The sequence below is a fragment of the Nocardia sp. CA-135953 genome, from assembly GCF_050955735.1.
Lineage (GTDB): Bacteria > Actinomycetota > Actinomycetes > Mycobacteriales > Mycobacteriaceae > Nocardia.
In genome coordinates, this window is record NZ_CP192082.1 from 2,103,077 (window position 1) to 2,120,730 (window position 17,654).

The following is a 17,654-nucleotide window of genomic DNA, read 5'->3' on the forward strand; positions in this document are numbered from 1 at the left end:
CGCGACGGCGAGCCCTTCGCACAGCGATTTCCGGCAGGTTTTCCGACGACGGTGCGACGATCCTGGGTCGCTGGGAGCTAGCCGAGGACCGAAGGATCTGGAAGACGGACTTCGATCTGACGTACACGAAGGTCGCATAGCGTCGCACGCCAGGACCGCGCATCTGTGTGTCGTAGCTGGTCGTCACGGTTCCGATATACCGATCCCGATTCGCCTGGCAACGCATCCCTGTTGTTCAGTTGGCCGCAACCGTTCGTTGCTAACCTGCGCCCGTGCCTGCACGACTGGTGGTGAGTGTCCATGATGTTGCTCCGGCATCCGAGCGGGAAACCGCGCGCTGGTGCGCCGACGCCGACGCCTTCGGCATCCCGGTGTCGATCCTGGTGATCCCGGGTCCATGGCGGGGTGCGAGCCTGGCCGACGCGCCCGACTACGGGAAGTTCCTGCGCGAGCGCCGCGCTCACGGCGACGAGATCATGCTGCACGGCTGGGAACACCGGGCCCCGAAGGAGGGTTCGTTCGCCCGCCGCGCGGTCGCCCGGATGGTGGCACGCGGCGCCGCTGAATTCGCCGCGCTCGACGTCGCCGCGGCAGACGCCCGGCTCCGGCAGGCCATCACGGTCATGAACGAGATGGGCCTGACCACAACGGGTTTCACTCCACCGGGCTGGCTGTCCTCGCCGGCCTCGGACTCGGTGCTGCGTCGGGCGGGCTTCTCGCACACCACCGATCATTTCGGCGTGCGGGATCTGCGGACCGGCCTTCGGGTGCGGGGGTTCGCGCTGTCGCAACGCCCCGGCGGATGGGGTGAACGCACCGCGGCCGGGCTATTGCCCCGGCTGGCCGGACGTGCCGCGAAGCGCGACGGCCTGGTCCGAATCGCCCTGCACCCCGACGATCTGCACTACCCCGGGCTGCGCGACGCCGCGCTGCGGGGAATCGATGCCGCGCTCCGCGCAGGTGCGCGCCCGGCAACCTATGCGGAGGTGATCGGCTGATGCGGATTGTGCAGGTCGCCAACTTCTACACCCCGGCGTCCGGAGGTTTGCGCACTTGCGTCGATGAGATCGGTCGCGGTTATCTCGCTGCGGGACACGATCGGGTTCTGGTGGTGCCGGGCCTGTCCGACGCCGACGTGCTCACCTCATCCGGGCGCCGGATCACGGTGCGCGGCCGCCGATTCGGTGCGGCGGGCTACCATGTCCTCACCTCCGCGCGTACCCTCCCGATACTGGAGAGCGTGGGCCCCGAGGTGCTCGAATGCAGCGACAAACTGAGCATGCGCTGGCTCGCACCGTGGGCTCGCCGTAACGGCATACCAGTGGTGCTGTTCTCACACGAACGCATCGACGCCATCCTGCGCACCCGGGTACCACCTGGGTTTCCACTCGTCACGGCCGCGGATCTGGCCAACCGCCAGCTGGCCGCACGCGCCGAACATATCGTCGTCACCTCGGGTTTCGCGGCTGCGGAGTTTACCCGCATCGGCGCCGCTAATGTGCGCCGGATCCCGCTCGGGGTGGATCTGCACACGTTCCGTCCGATCGATCCCGGCGTGTTCGGTGCGGTGGGCGGGCGAGGGCACACGCCGACGATCGCCGCGGTCTCGCGTTCCACGCCGACGGTCCAGCCGTCGGCACTGCCGCGAAAGGGCAGCAGCACAACGCATTCCGCCTGCCACCGCTCGGAGCGCACACGATGGTTGCCGCGCATAGTGCGTCCGTCACGCGCGTCGAACACGGCATCGGGCCCCGGCGAGAATCGTCTTCCGAATCGCTCCGGTCGAACCCCGGTGGACTCCACAGGTCACTCTTCGGCAGATCCCGCCGCGAGCGCACTACACCACGGCCGGTCCGCACCGTGGAATTCCAGCCCGAATGCGCTGCCGCACTGGCAGTTCCACTCGGCGCAGCACCATCCGAACAGCGCGGTCCAGCTGGTGATGGTGAGCAGGCTGTCCCGCGAGAAGTGTCCCGACCGGGCGATCGATGCGGTCCGGCTGTTGTGTGACAGCGGTATTCGGGTCAGGTTGACCGTGGTCGGCGACGGACCGATGCGGGAAGGCCTGCAGCGCCAGTCGGCCGACCTGCCGGTGACCTTCCTCGGCCATGTCGCGGACCGAAACCTGGTGGCGGCCACACTCGCGAACGCCGACATCGCCTTGTGCCCTTCTCCCGCCGAGACATTCGGTCTAGCCGTGCTCGAGGCGCTCGCATGCGGCACGCCCGTGGTGGTCCCGCGCGACGGTGCCGCCCGCGAACTGCTCGGTCCCCTGGGTTCCGGCGTCGACTGCGACGGCACTCCCGCCGGTCTCGCCGACGGTGTGCGCACCCTGCTCACCCATCCCGCCGATCGGCGCCGCCAGGCCGCCCGCCGCAGCGCCGAACGTTTTTCCTGGTCGATCACCGTCTCCGGAATGCTCGCGCTCTACGCCGACCTCGAACCCGGTGCGATATCCACCCGTCCCCGCGAGAAACGAATCCGAGCACCCAGAACGGATTTCACGACACCTGGTCGATAGCCAAGTTATCGCCATCGCGTCGGTCCCGGATGCCGCCCGCACGTTGTCCGCGAACGTCGTCGCCATGCCCGTCTTCGGCACCGCCGGCGCGTCCACCGCGAAGGTCACCATCGGTTGCGCTGTGGATGTCGCCGTCGTGTCGACCGGGAATGTCGCTGTCACGCTCGTCGTGCAGGGTGGGTGAATTCGCGAGCAGTGCAACGCCTCCGAGGATCAGGGCGGCGGCACCCGCCAGGGGGAGCGGGTGTGGTTCGGTGGTCGCGGTGAAGAGGGTGAGTCCGGCGACGTAGCTGAGCACCGGATCGGCGATGGTCACAGTGGTCAGCGCGGTCGGCAGGGAGCCGTGCGCGAATGCCTCCTGGATGAGGATGCCGCCGATGATGGTGGTCACCGGAACGCCGAGCAGTATCCAACCGTACCGATGCGGCTCCGACGTGCCGACGGACACCAGCACCGCGGTGCTGGCGACGCAGAACCCCGCCGCCACGGCGGTCAGCGAGGCGCGCAGCTGGGTCGGCCGGGTCGCACGGGACAGCAGGAACAACACGACCACCGCTGTCACCACCACCATGCCCGCCCGTGGCAGCGTCTCCGGTCGTGGCACCCCATGCGGGACACCCTGCGCGATCAGCAGGACCAGCCCGGTGCACACGATGGCGGCGCCCACCCAATCCCGGCGCAGCAGTCGGCGCTTCCGCTGTCGCGCGGCCAGCGGCAACGCGAACAGCAGCTGCACCACCAGCAATGCCTGCACCATCGGCAACGCGCCCAGCCGCAGCGCCACCGCATGGCATCCGAACCCTGCGACGCTCAAACCCTGGCCGACGAGCCAGCGCCGGCTGGTCAGCATCCGGCGCGCAAGCGGACCCACCGCCAGTACGCGCGCGCCGCTCGTCTCCGCGGTCGCCGCCTTCCGCACGGTGTCCTGCTGCAATGCCGCAGCGACGGCGAACAGCACCGCGGCCACCACCGCACAGGCGATACTGCCCGCCATGCTGTGTCCGTTCGCTCCCGCCACACCGCACATCCTGGACACCCCGTATGAACCACGGTTGTCCCCAGGGTGACGGCTACGCCCTCCTTGCCTTCGATGACGGACAGGAGCACGCTCGGTCACCCGTTCCTGCATCCGTCCCGCCCACTGACACAGAAACTGATTTCGGTAACCCTACTGACACAGAATGGATCGGTTCAGGCGGGTGCGGATCGCCTGCACGGTTGCGTTGAGCCGGACCTGGTGTGATCCCTCCCAGTAGATCCGTCCGCAGGTGCGGCACTTCCGGAACGTGTCGTAATGGCGGCGGGTGAGCGGTTGCAGCCGATCTTCGACCTCGGCTTTGGCGACCGCGACAACGGCGCCACCACAGCGCAGGCAGCGGGTGAACGGCGCCAAGTGCTCGACGAGATCCAATCGTCGGATCACCTCGACGATCTGATCGACCGGCTGGTCCGATCTGATGTACACGCCGTGGGTTACGTTGCGCCGCTTCAGCAGTCCACGGTCGCGGGTCAGCAGGATCCGGTGCTCGGCCGCCGACAGCTCGGCCAGTACGGCGTCCTCGGCGTCCCATTGACAGTGCACGTCCAGGCCCATCAGCCGCATCAGCTTGGCGAGTCCGCCGAGATTGACGTCGGCGACGAAGCGCGGCTCGCGCAGTGGGTGTGGGCGCACCCGGGTAACCCGGCCGATGTCCAGAGTCTCGAATACGGGATAGGCGGTGATCCGGTCGCCTTCGCGGGGGCGCCGGCCGAAGGTGACGGGTTGCCCGTCGACCAGAACCAGGTCGACCTCGGTGTGCGGGATACCGGCCGCCTCGATGACGTCCTTCACGCTTTGATGCGGACGAAACGGTCGACGCAGCACCGTGTATCGCTCGTCGGGCCGCAGAAAATCGTTCAGCTCGGCGTAGACCCGCAGGTCGACGCTCATTCGACGAATACCGCCATCGATGCCGTGAATCCGTGCAACGCATTGCGGCCGGCGATGGGACCGATCTCGCCCGCGGCGAAGATGCCCGCGAGCGGTATGCCGTCGAGCAGGTCCTCGATCATGGCGGCGTCGTGGTTCGCGACCCCGAACAGCCGGCGCCCCCGCCCGTTGCAGGTGAACAGCAACGCCCCCGCTGGGTGTCCTGGCAGATCCGAACCCACTCGGACGAGGGCCGCACGCAGATCCTCGTCCGCCCCCACCGCGTCGCGGACCTGGAACTGCACGGTTGTGCCGACCTCGACGAGCTCGCCGATCTCGAGCGCGCCGCTCGACGGGTCGGCACCGAGGAGCCCACGGATCAGGAAATCGCCCTGTCCGGGTACTGCCAGATGCTCATCTACCACGATGCCGATCTGCAACCCGTGGGTCACCAGTTCCTGCTGGTCGGGTGGCATTACCTCGACGATCTCGCGCAACCGCACGATCGGCGGTCGGCCGCCCAATTCGGTGATCAGCGCGCCACGCGCGCCGGTGACGATATACGGATAGCCGATCGGTCGGCAGCCCTGCGACACGATGGGAACTCCGTGCAGTCCGGGAAGTCGCACGCCGACCGCACCTGAGGTCACTACATCACGGTCGCGGAACAGCCTGCAGCCGCCCGGCCCGCGCGCGCCGCTCACCAGCCCGCCCATCACCGTGGTACCGGGCAGCTCGGTGTTCAGGTGCTCGAGCAGAATGTCGGCGGGGAACGAGAACGGGTCGGGCAGCAGCAGGTGGAAGTCGCGTGCGGCCTTGTCGAAGCGGTAGCCCGCGAGTACCCCTCCGGTCGCCGTGCGGACGAAGTCGAGCTGGAATGTCTCGGCGGCGGGCAATCCGGATGCCAGCCATACCGCCACCGCGGGCTCGTCCTCGATCTCACGGCGGCCGGCCACGATCGCCTGCGCCACGCATCCGACGAGTGCGGGCACCTGGACGGTCTGGTGGACTCCGGCGAGTACGGCCGCGGCATCGTCGGTATGTGCACGTGATGCCAGTAACACAGCAAGCGACGGCGTCTCGCCCGCGATCCGATCGCGGGCGTGCGCTGCGGCTTCCGCTCCTGCCTGCCACGCTCCGGGCGCGGTGGAGAGCCCTACTCCGATCCGCACATCTCTATCGTAGCGAACCCCTATGTTCGCGCGGGTAGTGTTGTCACACAAGGCATTTCGGCGAAATCGGAGCAGCGTGCGCCGTCGGAGCGGTGGGCGTGCGCATCGGTAAAGGAACCAGCCGGCCGTCTGCATGCTGAGGGGCACCGTAATCCCAGCCCAACACGCCTGCCAGCACCCGCCGGCAGTCGCGTCCGTCTCGATTACGCCGCCGACCCGCCGGTGCTCGCGGTCAAGGTGCAGGAGGTCTTCGGCTGGACGCGGACACCGTCGCTGGCCGATGGGCTAGTGCCAATCGTGCCGCACCTGCTCTCGCCCGCCCAACGTCCCGTCACGATTACCGCGGACCTGGCGCACCGGCTGGCCGCAGCGACCTGCGCGGTCGCTACCCCAAGCGCGCATGGCCGGAGGATCCCGCCACCGTTCCCACTCACCGCGGCACCTCCCACAACGCCGGCGAGTGCCGCATCGCTGCCCGGCCCCGAGGTCCCGTCGAACGTAGTCGAATGGTGGTCGCCGACACCGAATTCGACCGCCATATCACTTTGCTCGGCGAGCTACGGGAGGCGGATAGCGCAGCACGCAATCTGGATGCGGGGCTGGGTGCCGATGGATCAGGTCGGCGAATCTTCTTCTGATGCAATCAAGTTCGTTAGGACGGCGGCTTGGCTGTGGTCGACGTCGCGCGTAGCGGTCAATAGCGTCACCGAATGTTCGCGGGCGATGTCGCGTAGCCGCGCGACGGCGTCGCGGTGCTCGGTATCGCGCAGTTCCGCTAGATATCGGCGACGGAATTCGGCGAAGCGCTCGGGCTGGTGCCCGTACCACTTGCGCAGTTCGGTCGACGGCGCGATATCGCGCATCCACTCGTCCAGGTGCGCGTCTTCCTTGCGGATCCCGCGCGGCCAGACCCGATCGACTAGCACGCGGGTGCCGTCCGCCGGAATCGGCGCTTCATAGATTCTCCGGTAGGTGACGTGCTGGCCCATCATGCTCCCATCCTGAGCTGGTCACTTCTCCTCGCGTGGAGCTTCCAGAGGTAGCTCCCATGCTAGGCCTGTCGTCGTCGGCAATCATCGTTTCAATCAATGATTGAAACGATGATTGGAACGTGATTGACTGCAGTCATGGTGGAACAGGCAGCCGCGTCAGCGGGCACGCGCGAGCGGCTATTGTCGGCGGCCGAGCGACTCTTGCTCACCGAGCGGTACGACGAGGTCTCGGTGCGGGCGATCTGCGCGGCGGCCGGCGCCAATCCCGCTGCGGTGCACTATCACTTCGGCTCGAAAGAAGCGCTGGTCGCGGCATTGCTGGAGGCTCGGCTCGGCTCATTGTGGGCCGAACAGCTGGCCGAGGTGACGGCCGCGCACGGTTCGGTGGCGGCGCTGGTGGATGCGGTGATCGAGCCGTTCATCGGATTGGCGGCCGATCCCGTCGGGCGGCTGCACCTGCGGTTGTTGGCCCAATTCGTCCTCGGGCGGCACCCGACGATGTGGCGTCGGCACTGGTTCCGCATGGACACCTGGGTCGGCTTGCTGCCGGAGCTGAGCGAACGTGAGAGTCGGCGGCGCTGGGGATTGGCGTTCGACCTGATCATCGTGCGGTTCGCCGCTGTCGGCACCGGGGAGCAGGAGCTGTCGGACGAGGCGGTCCGCACACTGCGGGATTTCGTGGTCGCCGGACTGACCACGCCAGGAGAGAAATGATGAACGAAGTATTCGCACCGACCACACTCGGCCCGATCACATTGCGCAACAGGGTGATCAAGGCCGCGACCTTCGAGGGACGAACACCGGACGCACTGGTCACCGACGAACTGATCGACTTCCATCGCGAAATCGCCGCAGGCGGAGTGGGTATGACCACGGTCGCCTACTGCGCGATATCGCCGGGCGGCCGCACCGACCGGCACCAGATCTGGATGCGCCAGGAAGCCGTCGCCGGACTGCGCAAACTCACCGACGCCGTGCACGCCGAAGGCGCTGCCGTCAGCGCCCAGATCGGTCATGCGGGACCGGTGGCCGATGCCGCATCCAATCGCGCACCCGCACTGGCGCCGAGCCGAATGTTCAGCCCACTCGGTATGCGCCCGATGCACGTTCCGGACTTGTCCGAAATCGCCACGGTCATAGCCGATTACGCGAATGCCGCCCGGCTCGCCGAGCAGTCGGGTTTCGATGCGGTCGAAATCCACTTCGGCCACAACTATTTGGTGAGTTCGTTCCTGAGCCCGCTACTGAACCGGCGCAAGGATCGTTACGGTGGCTCCCCGGGCAACCGCGCCCGGCTCGCCCGCGAGGTCGCGGTAGCGGTGCGCGAAACCGTCGGTGACCGCTTGGCTGTCACCGCGAAGTTGAATATGGAAGACGGTGTGCGCGGCGGCCTTTCGCTCCCGGAGTCTTTGCAGGTGGCCGCCTGGCTGGAATCGGACGGCGCACTGGATGCCTTGGAACTCACCGCGGGCAGCTCCCTGCTCAATCCGATGCTCCTGTTCCACGGCGACGCGCCACGCAAGGAATTCGCGAAAGTCCTTCCTGCCCCGGCACGCTGGGGCTTCCGTCTGATGGGCCGCGGCTTCCTCCGCGAGTACCCATACCGCGATGCCTACCTGCTCGAACGCGCCCGGCAGTTCCCCAGAGAACTATCGATGCCATTGATCCTCTTGGGCGGCATCACCGACCTCGACACAATGCACACAGCAATGGCCGAGGGTTTCGAATTCGTCGCCATGGGCCGCGCCCTACTGCGCGAACCAGACCTCCTCCTCCGCATCCAAGCCGACCAGAACACCCGATCATCCTGCACCCACTGCAACGAATGCATGCCAACCATCTACACCCGCACCCGCTGCGTCCTCCGCGACAATTAGCCGAGAATGTATTGCCGGCGGGGCACTCTCGAGATTTGCCGCCGCCAATACATGGTGATCAGGTGTCCAGATCCCGGGACTGAGTTTGCGATCGTCGAGGGCGGGAATTTGGGGGGGGATTACAGTTTGTAGCCGATTCGGCGCAGTAGTTGTTTGCGGGTCTCTTTTTCGGTGGGGCCTTCTACGCCGAGTGGCGCGCCCCCGTCGACGACTCCGATAATTCCGCGTCCCGATTCGGTCTGGGCAATCAATATCTCGACCGGATTTGCGGTGGCGCAGAATATTCCACAGACTTCGGGGACCAGCCGTACCGCATTGAGCACATTGACCGGATAGCCCTCGCGCAGGAACACGATGAACGAATGTCCCGCGCCGACCGCGACGGCATTCTTGGTGGCGAGCTCGGTCAGATCGTCGTCATTGCCGGAGGTCCGGATCAGCCGCGGCCCGGACGCCTCGCAGAATGCCAACCCGAAACGCAGATGCGGACTGATCCCGACCAGTGCCTCGTGCAGGTCCTCGACCGCCTTGATGAAGTGGGCCTGCCCGATGATGACGTTGAGATCGTCCGGCTTATCGATGTGTACCGAAGTCAGCTCCATCGAACTATCCTGCGCCGCATTCGAGCCTCTGCGCCAGGGTGACACGCCCGTCCCTTCGAGGCGCGCAGTACCCCTGGTACCACGAAAAGTGGGCCGTGTCGGAATTGTCGAGTACGTTGCGAGGCGATGAACACAAGGAGTTCGCGGATGAGGTCGGCAGTGCGCGGCCATGGACTACCAGTGGCGCAAAGCGGACGCATTACGGTGTACATGCCGGTTGACCACGCTGTAAGCCGTTGTCGCTGTTCGGGGTTCGGCGGCGTTGGCGCCGTTGCGGTGGGCGGTCGGTGTCGATGCCAAGTACGGTGTCGGGACGCCGTGTTGACATCGAAACGCGGGGGAGTTCGAAACGAGAATGTGTCGAAGTATGTATTTTGAGCTATCCCGGCGCCTGCGAATAGCGGTCGGCGTTACCGCGCTGGCCGGACTCCTCATGGTGGCCGGATGCGGCACGGACGCCGACAGGTACTCTGCGGAGCCGAGCATCACCGCGGCCGCCGCGCACACCGATCAGCAGCACCTATCCGTCACTGTGCCGGGCACACTGGCCGCCGGTTTCCAGGAACTGCAGTTGAGTGTGCACGGCAAGCTGGGCATGGCGATCATGCCGGTCGGTGGCCAGAAGATGGTGACCTTCGGCGACTGGACCACCGGACCCGCCTGGTCGACGATGAAGGTACCGCTGGTCATCGCTTCGCAGCGCAAGAGTTCGACGAGCTCGAGCTACGCGGCGACGGCGGCGATCACCCAGTCCGACAACACCGCGGCCGATACCCTCTGGCAGTCGCTCGGCACCGGCCAGGAGGCGGCCAGGGCGGTCGAGGCAGTGCTGCGCGAGGGCGGCGATACCAAGACCACGGTGCCCGCCACCAAGACGCGCTCCGATGCCTCCGCATTCGGACAGGCGGATTGGGCGCTCACCGAACAGGTTCGGTTCGCCTCCCGGCTGCCATGCCTACCGCAGAGTTCGGACGTGATCGATCTGATGGAACAGATCACGTCGAGTCAGCGCTGGGGCCTCGGCGAACTCAAGGGCGCGGAATTCAAAGGTGGTTGGGGGCCCGACACCTCCGGCTCCTATCTGGTCCGCCAGTTCGGTCTGATCCAGGGACCGGGCGGTCAGATCGCGGTCGCCATTGCCATCCAGCCCGATTCGGGCAGCCTCTCCGAGGGAACGAACATCCTGGACCGGCTCGCCACCGTGATCTCCCAGCACCTCGACGAATTCTCCGGCGGCAGCTGTTCCTGAACCCGGTCAAAGTGCGCGTGCCCGCAGGTTCGCGCGGCGGCCCCGTGGGCGCGCACACTTGACCGGGTAACGGTGGCACCCGAGAATCCCGACTAACGGGTGAGATCGCAGGACCACGACCGTGGCGCGGTTCGGCGAGGTGGAGGTAACGGGGTGGACGAAACGCAGTCGCGGGCCGGTACGCGATTCGGACCCTACGAGTTGCGTGCACTGCTGGGCCGCGGCGGGATGGGGGAGGTCTACGAGGCGTACGACACGGTCAAGGATCGGGTGGTCGCGGTCAAACTGCTGCCTATGGCGCTGGCCGACGATCCGCGGTTCCAGCAGCGATTCCGGCACGAATCCCGGGTCGCCGCGCGGCTGGCCGAACCGCACGTCATCCCGATTCACGACTGGGGCGAGATCGACGGTGTGCTCTATATCGATATGCGGCTGGTCCGGGGCAGCGATCTGCGCTCGGTGCTGCGCGACAAGGGGCCACTGAGCCCCAGCCGTGCGGTCGGCCTCATCGAACAGGTCGCGGCGGCTCTCGATGCCGCGCATGCCGAGGGTTTGGTGCATCGCGACGTCAAACCCGCCAATATCCTGGTCACCCCTTCGGATTTCGCGTACCTCGCCGACTTCGGCATCGCCCGCTCCGAGCGCGACCCCAGCGTCACCGCGACGGGCCAAGCCATCGGCTCCTACAGCTACATCGCGCCGGAACGATTCGACACCGCACCGATCGGCGGCACCGCCGACGTCTACTCCCTGGCGTGCGTGCTGTTCGAATGCCTCACCGGCGCACAACCTTTTCCCGCCGACGGCATGAGTTCGCTCATCCGAGCCCACCTTTCGACGCCACCACCTCGCCCGACCACCAAACGAGCCGGACTGCCCGGCGCACTGGACGAGGTCATTTCCCGCGGCATGGCGAAGGAACCCGCCGACCGCTACCCAACGGCCCGCGCGCTCGCCTCGGCGGCCAGAGCCGCGGTATCGGGCACATCGTCCGTGCCGAACTCGGACTTGCCGACCGCCCAGATCTCCAACCCACAACCCGCCCCAGCGACCATCATCTTCCCGACTTTCGGACCGGAATCGACGATCGATCGGCAGTCGCCGAACTGGCCACAGCAGTCAGCTGGGTCGCAATCAGCAGGCGGCCCGCGACAGTCGGGTGGATCGCAGTCAGCTGGTGGTGTGCAGCAGGCAGGCGGTTCGCCGCAGCTGGGTCCGCAGCAGTCGGGTGGTCCGCAGCAGTCGGGTGAGGCGCAACAGTCGGGTGAGGCGCAACAGCCAGCTGGTTCGCGGTCGGCGGGCGGGCTGTATCAAGCGGGCGGTTCGCAGCAGTCGGGCGGTTCGCCGCGGGCGACCGATTCCCAGCAGTCGGGTGGGTCGCAATCGGTGGGTGGTTCGCCGCGTGCTGGTGGATCGCAGTGGGCCGGGGGTTCGCCATCGACGAGCGGACCGCAGCCGCCGGGCGGTTCGCAATTGGCGGGCGGTTCGCAGACGAGCGGTCCGGCATCGGCGAGTGTGTCGCAGTCGGGTGGCTCGCAAAGTGGTTTGCAGCAGTCTGGTGGGCCGCAGCACTCAGGTGACCCCCGGCAGTCAGGCGGGCCGTGGCAGGCGGGCGGTTCGGCGCGGGCGAGTGGGCCGCAGCGGGCAGGTGGTACGCCGGCGACGAGTGACGGTCCGCCGTTTGCGGGCGGGCTGCCGTCGGCGAGTGGTCCGCGGTCGGCGGGCGGTCCGCAACGGACGGGCGGCCAACCGCAAGGGAGCGGTTCGCAGCAATCGAACAGACCTCAATCGCACTCCATCAGGGGACCGCAGCAGATCACCGGACTCGAGCCGACATTCGTGCCCGGGCACTCATCGGATCCGATGCGTAGCGATATCCCACCGCATGACGCGACCACCGAGGCACTGTCGAGAACCGTCGGCATGCCGATGCCCCAATCCGACGCACCGTATCCACCGGATCCGACACCCATTCCTGCGCGTCGATCGTTGCGCATCGTCTGGATCTGCGCGGTGCTCGTAATCCTGGCGATCGGGGGAATTATCGGCTGGCAGGTGCACAACGCAAGCCAACATTCCGGCCAGCCGACTACCACGACCATGCCCGCACACCTGCCAGCCGGTGCGAAACCGTGCGCCCAGTTGTATCCGGCGCTCGGCCGTTTCACCTCGTCCGCGATCGGCACCACCGTCACCAGTTGCGCCTTCGCCGAGGAGGTGCGCAAGGCGTACGCGAATGGTGGTGACAGCACTATTACCGATCGATCGGTCATGGCGCACAGCCCGATCAACAATCGGGATTACAAGATGAATTGCACGGCCGGTGATCAATTCGCAACCTGTAGCGGCGGCGAGAACGCCATCGTCTATGTGTATTGAGTCGTAGCCGTTACCCGGTGTTCACGGGGGTGCGACCGCGCGATCGCGCGAAGCGGTGCAAGATATGCGCCATGCGCATCGGAGTGTTGACCGGAGGCGGCGACTGTCCAGGACTGAACGCGGTCATCCGTGCCGTCGTTCGCACCGCGAACGGACGCTACGGGGACGCGATCGTCGGATTCCAGGACGGCTGGCGCGGGCTACTCGAAGACCGAAAGATCACCATTCAGAACGACGATCGCACCGACCGCCTGCTCACCAAGGGCGGCACGATGCTCGGCACCGCTCGCACCAATCCCGACAAACTGCGTGCCGGACTGGACCAGATCAAACGCACCCTCGACGACAACGGGATCGAGGCGCTGATCCCGATCGGCGGCGAGGGCACGCTCACCGCCGCGAGTTGGCTGTCCGACGAGGGCGTCCCGGTGGTCGGGGTGCCGAAGACCATCGATAACGACATCGACTGCACCGACGTCACTTTCGGCCACGACACCGCGCTGTCCATCGCCTCCGAGGCCATCGACCGGCTGCATACCACCGCGGAATCGCATCAGCGCGTCATGCTGGTCGAGGTGATGGGCCGCCACGCGGGCTGGATCGCGATCAACTCGGGCGTGGCGGCCGGCGCGCACCTCACGCTGGTTCCCGAGGTGCCCTTCGATGTGGACGAGGTGTGCTCGATGATCAAGCGCCGCTTCCAGCGCGGCGATAAGCACTTCATCTGCGTGGTGGCCGAGGGCGCGCATCCGGCCCCGGATTCGGGATTCGCTCTGCTCGAGGGCGGCATCGACGAATTCGGCCACGAACGGTTCACCGGTGTCGCCCAGCAGTTGGGCACCGAGATCGAACGCCGCATCGGCAAAGAGGTCCGCACCACCGTGCTCGGTCACGTCCAACGTGGCGGTAGCCCGACCCCATACGACCGGGTGCTGGCGACCCGCTTCGGTCTGCATGCCGCCGAAGCCGTACATGCCGGACAATTCGGCCAAATGGTTGCTCTGCACGGCACTTCCATCGATCTGGTTCCGTTGTCCGAGGCCACCAAGCAGCTCAAGCGCGTGCCCACCGAGCGCTACCGCGAAGCCGAGGCATTTTTCGGCTGATTCCGGCGGTTGTTGCACAATCGAGACCTGCCGAATTCCTTGTCGCACAGCTACTCTGGTCGTCGTGGCTCAACTCCAGGTATCCGACCTGCCCACCGATGCTGTCGCCGTATTCCGCCGCCGTGCTCGCATCGCGGGCATATCGATCGAAGCTCAGGTCCGTCAGGAACTGATTGCAATGGCGCATCGGCGAACTTCCGTGGACACGATTGTGGAATTCCTGGAAGCCCAGGGCCGCGATCTGACCCCGCAATTCGACTCCGATGCGGTAACCCTCATCCAGGTCTATGACCTGCCCGCCGACGCCCTCGGCATGTTTGGTCGCCGTGCCCGTGCCGCCGAACTCCCGCTCGGCGCCTACGTCCGCCGTGAACTCCTCGCCATCGCACGCCGCGGCAGCATGTCGGACGCAATGCTGGAATTCCAAGAGGCACAAGAAGAGGACCCCACTCTCGAACTCGACATGGACGCGATCGCCGCCGCGGTCCGATACGCCCACGGGGCCTGAACCTCCGCCCCGCCGGACTGGATGCCAAAGCTGATTGGGTTGCCCGACGATTGATCGGACGGTGGCACTCTGCCGAATCTCCGGCGATCCGAACGGTTGCCGAGCGCAACCGGAACCACCACGCGATCAAAGATCAGGTGGAATTGATGGCGGTCCCCCGCCGAGAAGCCTTCGCCACCAGTTCCACCTGATCGGGACGCCGTGTGGGTGAGTTCGTTCGATATGTCCGCGCGGATCGGTAGTGTTGCGGAATGCGCACTGGGCGATGGCTCGTCCCGGTTCTGGTCCTGATTGTTGCGTTGGTGGCGGGGTGTTCGTCGTCGGACAAGGGCCGGACCCGGTCGTTGATCGGGGATTGGCACGGGTCCATCGAGGTGCCCGGAGCGCCGTTGCCGGTGGGGGTGAGTTTCGCCGACAACGGCAGCGCCACCGTCGACATCCCGTCGCAGGGGGTGAACGGCGCGGCGCTGAAAGATGTTTCCGCCGAACCGGATCGGGTGGCGTTCGCGATTCCGAACATTCCGGGCGATCCGGCGTTCAATGGCAAACTCGACAAGGACGCCAACCGGATCAGCGGCGAGTTCCGGCAAGCGGGCCAGAGCCTGCCGTTGACGCTCGAGCCCGGCAAGATCGGGACGTCCGCGCATCCGCAGGAGCCGAAACCGCCGTACCCCTACCGCTCCGAAGACGTCACCTACCGCAACGGCGATATCACCATCGCGGGCACACTGACCCTGCCCGAGGGCAACGGCCCCTTCCCGGCAATCCTGATGATCTCCGGCAGCGGTCCCCAGGACCGCAATGAAGAACTCATGGGCCACAAGCCTTTCCTGCTGCTGGCCGACACCTACACCCGGGCGGGTTATGCCGTACTGCGCACCGATGACCGCGGCGTCGGCGGCACCAGCGGCAAACTCGACGACGCCACGTACAACGATCTGGCCGCGGATGCGGCCGCCGGCGTGGGCTTCCTACGCGCCCGCCCGGATATCGACCCGGCCCGCGTCGGGCTGTTCGGTCACAGCGAGGGCGGCTATCTCACACCCCTGGTGGCATCCCGCCCGGACAGCGGCGTCGCCTTCGCGATCCTGATGGCCGGCCCTTCGGTACCCGGGTGGGAGGTGCTGATCGAGCAGAACCGCGCACTGCTCAGTGCGGCAGGCGCACCGCAGTCCCGAATCGATGATCAGGTGACCTACATCACCGAGTGGACCAACCTGATCCGCGCCGGTGACCTGGCCGCCGCCAAGGACCTCGCCTACCGCCACAACGAATCCCTACCGCCGAACCAGCGCGCCTCCGTCGAAACCCTCGACGCCTACAACACCACCTACATGGCATCCTTCATCACCTACGACCCGGCCCCCGCGCTCTCCGCCCTGCGCATCCCCGTCCTCGCCTTCTTCGGCACCAAGGACATGCAGGTCCTCGCCACCCAGAACGAACAACCGATGCGCGACCGTATGGCCGCCGACCCGGACGTCACCGTCCACGTCTTCCCCGACCTCAATCACCTCATGCAACCGGCCAACTCCGGCCTGCCCAGCGAATACACCGGCATCGAAACCACCATCGCCCCCGACGTCCTCACCTACACCACCACCTGGCTCGCCCAACACACTCGACCCCGCTAGCCGAACCGCCCCGCTGCTCCGGTGCCGCACAGCTGGCGAGGGTCGGCACCGGCTAGCTGGACGCTCCCGGCGAGACACGACGGTCGGCGGGTGCGGTCGCTTGGCGAGGGCGGCGGGCGGGTCAATAGACTGATCGCTATGAGTGCACCCACCGTCGACTTGATGGACTATGCCGATGTCATCGACCGGTTCGAGCCGGTGCTCGGCATGGAGGTTCACGTCGAGCTGAACACCGCGACCAAGATGTTCTGCGGTTGTCCGACCGAGTTCGGTGCGGAGCCGAACACCCAGGTGTGCCCGGTGTGCCTCGGTCTGCCCGGCTCGCTGCCGGTGGTGAACGAGCAGGCCGTGGCGTCGGCGATCCGGATCGGGCTGGCCCTGAATTGCGCGATCACCCCGTGGGGCCGGTTCGCGCGCAAGAACTACTTCTACCCGGACCAGCCGAAGAACTACCAGATCAGCCAATACGACGAGCCGATCGCCACCAACGGTCACCTCGACGTGGTTCTCGACGATGGCAGTATCTTCCGTGTCGAGATCGAGCGTGCGCATATGGAGGAGGACACCGGCAAGTCCACCCACATCGGTGGCTCGACCGGCCGCATCCACGGCGCGAGTCACTCGCTGCTGGACTACAACCGGGCCGGCGTGCCGCTCATCGAGATCGTCACCAAGCCGATCACCGGCGCGGGTGAGCGGGCACCGGAAGTGGCGCGCGCCTACGTGACCGCGCTGCGTGAGGTCCTGAAGTCGCTGCAGGTCTCCGACGTCAAAATGGAGCAGGGCTCGCTGCGTTGCGATGCCAACGTTTCGCTGATGTCCATCGGCGCGACGGAATTCGGCACCCGCACCGAGACCAAGAACGTCAACTCGCTCAAGAGCGTCGAGGTCGCGGTTCGCTTCGAAATGCGCCGCCAGGCCGCCATTCTCGCCGACGGCGGTTCGATCGTGCAGGAGACCAGGCACTTCCACGAGAGCGACGGCACCACCTCGCCCGGTCGCCGCAAGGAGACCGCCGAGGACTACCGCTACTTCCCCGAGCCAGACCTGGAACCCGTTGCGCCCGCAGAGGATTGGGTAGAGCAGCTGCGCGGCACCATCCCGGAGTACCCGTGGCTGCGCCGCGCGCGCATCCAGTCCGACTGGGGATTGTCCGACGAGGTCATGCGCGACCTGGTGAACGCGGGCGCGCTGGACCTGATCATGGCGACCGTCGATGCGGGCGCTCCGGCCAACGAGGCCCGCTCGTGGTGGGTCGCCTACCTCACCGAAAAGGCCAAGGAGCGTGAGGTTTCCCTGGAGGAATTGCCGATCGCGCCCGCCCAGGTGGCCGAGGTGATCAAGCTCGTCGAATCGAAGACGGTGAACAACAAGGTCGCCAAGCAAGTTGTCGACTTCGTGCTCGCGGGCGAGGGTGATCCGGCGAAGATCGTCGAGACCAAGGGCCTCGGCATGGTCAGCGACGAGACCGCGCTGCAGGCGGAGGTGCAGAAGGCACTCGAGGCCAATCCCGATATCGCCGAGAAGATCCGCTCGGGCAAGGTGCAGGCCGCGGGCAAGATCGTCGGTGACGTCATGAAGGCGACGCGCGGCCAAGCCGATGCGGCTCGCGTGCGCGAACTCGTGCTCGAGGCCTGCGCCTGAATTCGGTCCGCACCGAAGTTTCCTGCCGAGCCAATGTGAATTGGGCGGGTCCCCAAGGACC

General features: G+C 66.6%; 15 protein-coding genes and 1 pseudogene. 11 read left to right on the plus strand and 5 right to left on the minus strand.

Annotation, left to right across the window (positions count from 1 at the left end):
• Positions 1-272: 272 nt before the first annotated feature.
• Together ACQPXH_RS09685 and ACQPXH_RS09690 are read left to right on the plus strand one after the other, a co-directional pair.
• Positions 273-998 carry a DUF2334 domain-containing protein gene (locus tag ACQPXH_RS09685; RefSeq protein WP_433601981.1) on the plus strand — a complete coding sequence of 242 codons (726 nt, stop codon included), beginning with the start codon at positions 273-275 and terminating at the stop codon, positions 996-998.
• Positions 998-2,521, plus strand: a complete 1,524-nt coding sequence (locus ACQPXH_RS09690) for a glycosyltransferase (RefSeq protein ID WP_433601982.1) — start codon at positions 998-1,000, stop codon at positions 2,519-2,521. Before ACQPXH_RS09685 ends, ACQPXH_RS09690 begins: the two co-directional genes overlap by 1 nt.
• Here ACQPXH_RS09690 and ACQPXH_RS09695 read toward each other — a convergent pair.
• The 3 genes from ACQPXH_RS09695 to ACQPXH_RS09705 form a co-directional block, all read right to left on the minus strand.
• A complete protein-coding gene (locus ACQPXH_RS09695) occupies positions 2,502-3,539 on the minus strand; it encodes a DMT family transporter (protein WP_433601984.1) in 1,038 nt (345 codons plus the stop codon). The genes ACQPXH_RS09690 and ACQPXH_RS09695 overlap by 20 nt on opposite strands.
• 150 nt (positions 3,540-3,689) lie before the next feature.
• Positions 3,690-4,451 carry a Mut7-C RNAse domain-containing protein gene (locus tag ACQPXH_RS09700; RefSeq protein ID WP_433601986.1) on the minus strand — a complete coding sequence of 254 codons (762 nt, stop codon included), beginning with the start codon at positions 4,449-4,451 and terminating at the stop codon, positions 3,690-3,692.
• Positions 4,448-5,602 carry an FIST signal transduction protein gene (locus ACQPXH_RS09705; protein WP_433601987.1) on the minus strand — a complete coding sequence of 385 codons (1,155 nt, stop codon included), beginning with the start codon at positions 5,600-5,602 and terminating at the stop codon, positions 4,448-4,450. Before ACQPXH_RS09705 ends, ACQPXH_RS09700 begins: the two co-directional genes overlap by 4 nt.
• Between ACQPXH_RS09705 and ACQPXH_RS09710 the strand changes: the two are divergent.
• Positions 5,534-5,899 (plus strand): annotated as a pseudogene (locus ACQPXH_RS09710) (ATP-dependent helicase C-terminal domain-containing protein); the annotation flags it as partial. The gene ACQPXH_RS09705 and the pseudogene ACQPXH_RS09710 sit on opposite strands and share 69 nt — an antisense overlap.
• A 317-nt stretch (positions 5,900-6,216) precedes the next feature.
• Here ACQPXH_RS09710 and ACQPXH_RS09715 read toward each other — a convergent pair.
• On the minus strand, positions 6,217-6,594 hold the full coding sequence (locus ACQPXH_RS09715; protein WP_433601988.1) for a DUF488 domain-containing protein: 378 nt from the start codon (positions 6,592-6,594) through the stop codon (positions 6,217-6,219).
• Between the two features lie 135 nt (positions 6,595-6,729).
• On the opposite strand from ACQPXH_RS09715, the gene ACQPXH_RS09720 reads away from it, so the two are divergent.
• Together ACQPXH_RS09720 and ACQPXH_RS09725 are read left to right on the plus strand one after the other, a co-directional pair.
• A complete protein-coding gene (locus tag ACQPXH_RS09720) occupies positions 6,730-7,308 on the plus strand; it encodes a TetR/AcrR family transcriptional regulator (protein ID WP_433601989.1) in 579 nt (192 codons plus the stop codon).
• Complete coding sequence (locus ACQPXH_RS09725; protein ID WP_433601990.1) at positions 7,308-8,471, plus strand: NADH:flavin oxidoreductase; 1,164 nt, start codon at positions 7,308-7,310, stop codon at positions 8,469-8,471. Before ACQPXH_RS09720 ends, ACQPXH_RS09725 begins: the two co-directional genes overlap by 1 nt.
• 119 nt (positions 8,472-8,590) lie before the next feature.
• Here the strand turns inward: ACQPXH_RS09725 and ACQPXH_RS09730 are convergent, their stop codons facing one another.
• Positions 8,591-9,073 carry an adenosine-specific kinase gene (locus tag ACQPXH_RS09730; RefSeq protein WP_433601991.1) on the minus strand — a complete coding sequence of 161 codons (483 nt, stop codon included), beginning with the start codon at positions 9,071-9,073 and terminating at the stop codon, positions 8,591-8,593.
• Positions 9,074-9,440: 367 nt separating this feature from the next.
• On the opposite strand from ACQPXH_RS09730, the gene ACQPXH_RS09735 reads away from it, so the two are divergent.
• The 6 genes from ACQPXH_RS09735 (at position 9,441) to gatB (ending at position 17,593) form a co-directional block, all read left to right on the plus strand.
• A complete protein-coding gene (locus tag ACQPXH_RS09735; RefSeq protein WP_433601992.1) occupies positions 9,441-10,322 on the plus strand; it encodes a serine hydrolase in 882 nt (293 codons plus the stop codon).
• A gap of 153 nt (positions 10,323-10,475) precedes the next feature.
• Positions 10,476-12,701, plus strand: coding sequence for a protein kinase domain-containing protein (locus ACQPXH_RS09740; protein ID WP_433601993.1), 2,226 nt, complete (start codon positions 10,476-10,478; stop codon positions 12,699-12,701).
• Between the two features lie 71 nt (positions 12,702-12,772).
• The gene (locus tag ACQPXH_RS09745; protein ID WP_433601994.1) at positions 12,773-13,807 is read left to right on the plus strand and encodes an ATP-dependent 6-phosphofructokinase; all 1,035 of its coding nucleotides are present in this window, start codon (positions 12,773-12,775) and stop codon (positions 13,805-13,807) included.
• Between the two features lie 199 nt (positions 13,808-14,006).
• Positions 14,007-14,315 (plus strand): hypothetical protein, encoded by a 309-nt coding sequence (locus tag ACQPXH_RS09750; RefSeq protein WP_433601995.1) that lies wholly within the window; start codon positions 14,007-14,009, stop codon positions 14,313-14,315.
• Between the two features lie 251 nt (positions 14,316-14,566).
• Positions 14,567-15,949, plus strand: coding sequence for an alpha/beta hydrolase family protein (locus ACQPXH_RS09755; protein WP_433601996.1), 1,383 nt, complete (start codon positions 14,567-14,569; stop codon positions 15,947-15,949).
• Positions 15,950-16,087: 138 nt separating this feature from the next.
• Positions 16,088-17,593, plus strand: a complete 1,506-nt coding sequence (gatB, locus tag ACQPXH_RS09760) for an Asp-tRNA(Asn)/Glu-tRNA(Gln) amidotransferase subunit GatB (protein ID WP_433601997.1) — start codon at positions 16,088-16,090, stop codon at positions 17,591-17,593.
• The last annotated feature ends 61 nt before the right edge of the window (positions 17,594-17,654 follow it).

Coding starts and splice junctions, on each gene's coding strand:
- ACQPXH_RS09690 (WP_433601982.1), top strand. CDS start 998: ATGCGGATTGTGCAGGTCGCCAACTTCTACACCCCGGCGTCCGGAGGT.
- ACQPXH_RS09700 (WP_433601986.1), bottom strand. CDS start 4,451: ATGAGCGTCGACCTGCGGGTCTACGCCGAGCTGAACGATTTTCTGCGG.
- ACQPXH_RS09715 (WP_433601988.1), bottom strand. CDS start 6,594: ATGATGGGCCAGCACGTCACCTACCGGAGAATCTATGAAGCGCCGATT.
- ACQPXH_RS09720 (WP_433601989.1), top strand. CDS start 6,730: ATGGTGGAACAGGCAGCCGCGTCAGCGGGCACGCGCGAGCGGCTATTG.
- ACQPXH_RS09725 (WP_433601990.1), top strand. CDS start 7,308: ATGAACGAAGTATTCGCACCGACCACACTCGGCCCGATCACATTGCGC.
- ACQPXH_RS09730 (WP_433601991.1), bottom strand. CDS start 9,073: ATGGAGCTGACTTCGGTACACATCGATAAGCCGGACGATCTCAACGTC.
- ACQPXH_RS09735 (WP_433601992.1), top strand. CDS start 9,441: ATGTATTTTGAGCTATCCCGGCGCCTGCGAATAGCGGTCGGCGTTACC.
- ACQPXH_RS09745 (WP_433601994.1), top strand. CDS start 12,773: ATGCGCATCGGAGTGTTGACCGGAGGCGGCGACTGTCCAGGACTGAAC.
- ACQPXH_RS09755 (WP_433601996.1), top strand. CDS start 14,567: ATGCGCACTGGGCGATGGCTCGTCCCGGTTCTGGTCCTGATTGTTGCG.
- gatB (WP_433601997.1), top strand. CDS start 16,088: ATGAGTGCACCCACCGTCGACTTGATGGACTATGCCGATGTCATCGAC.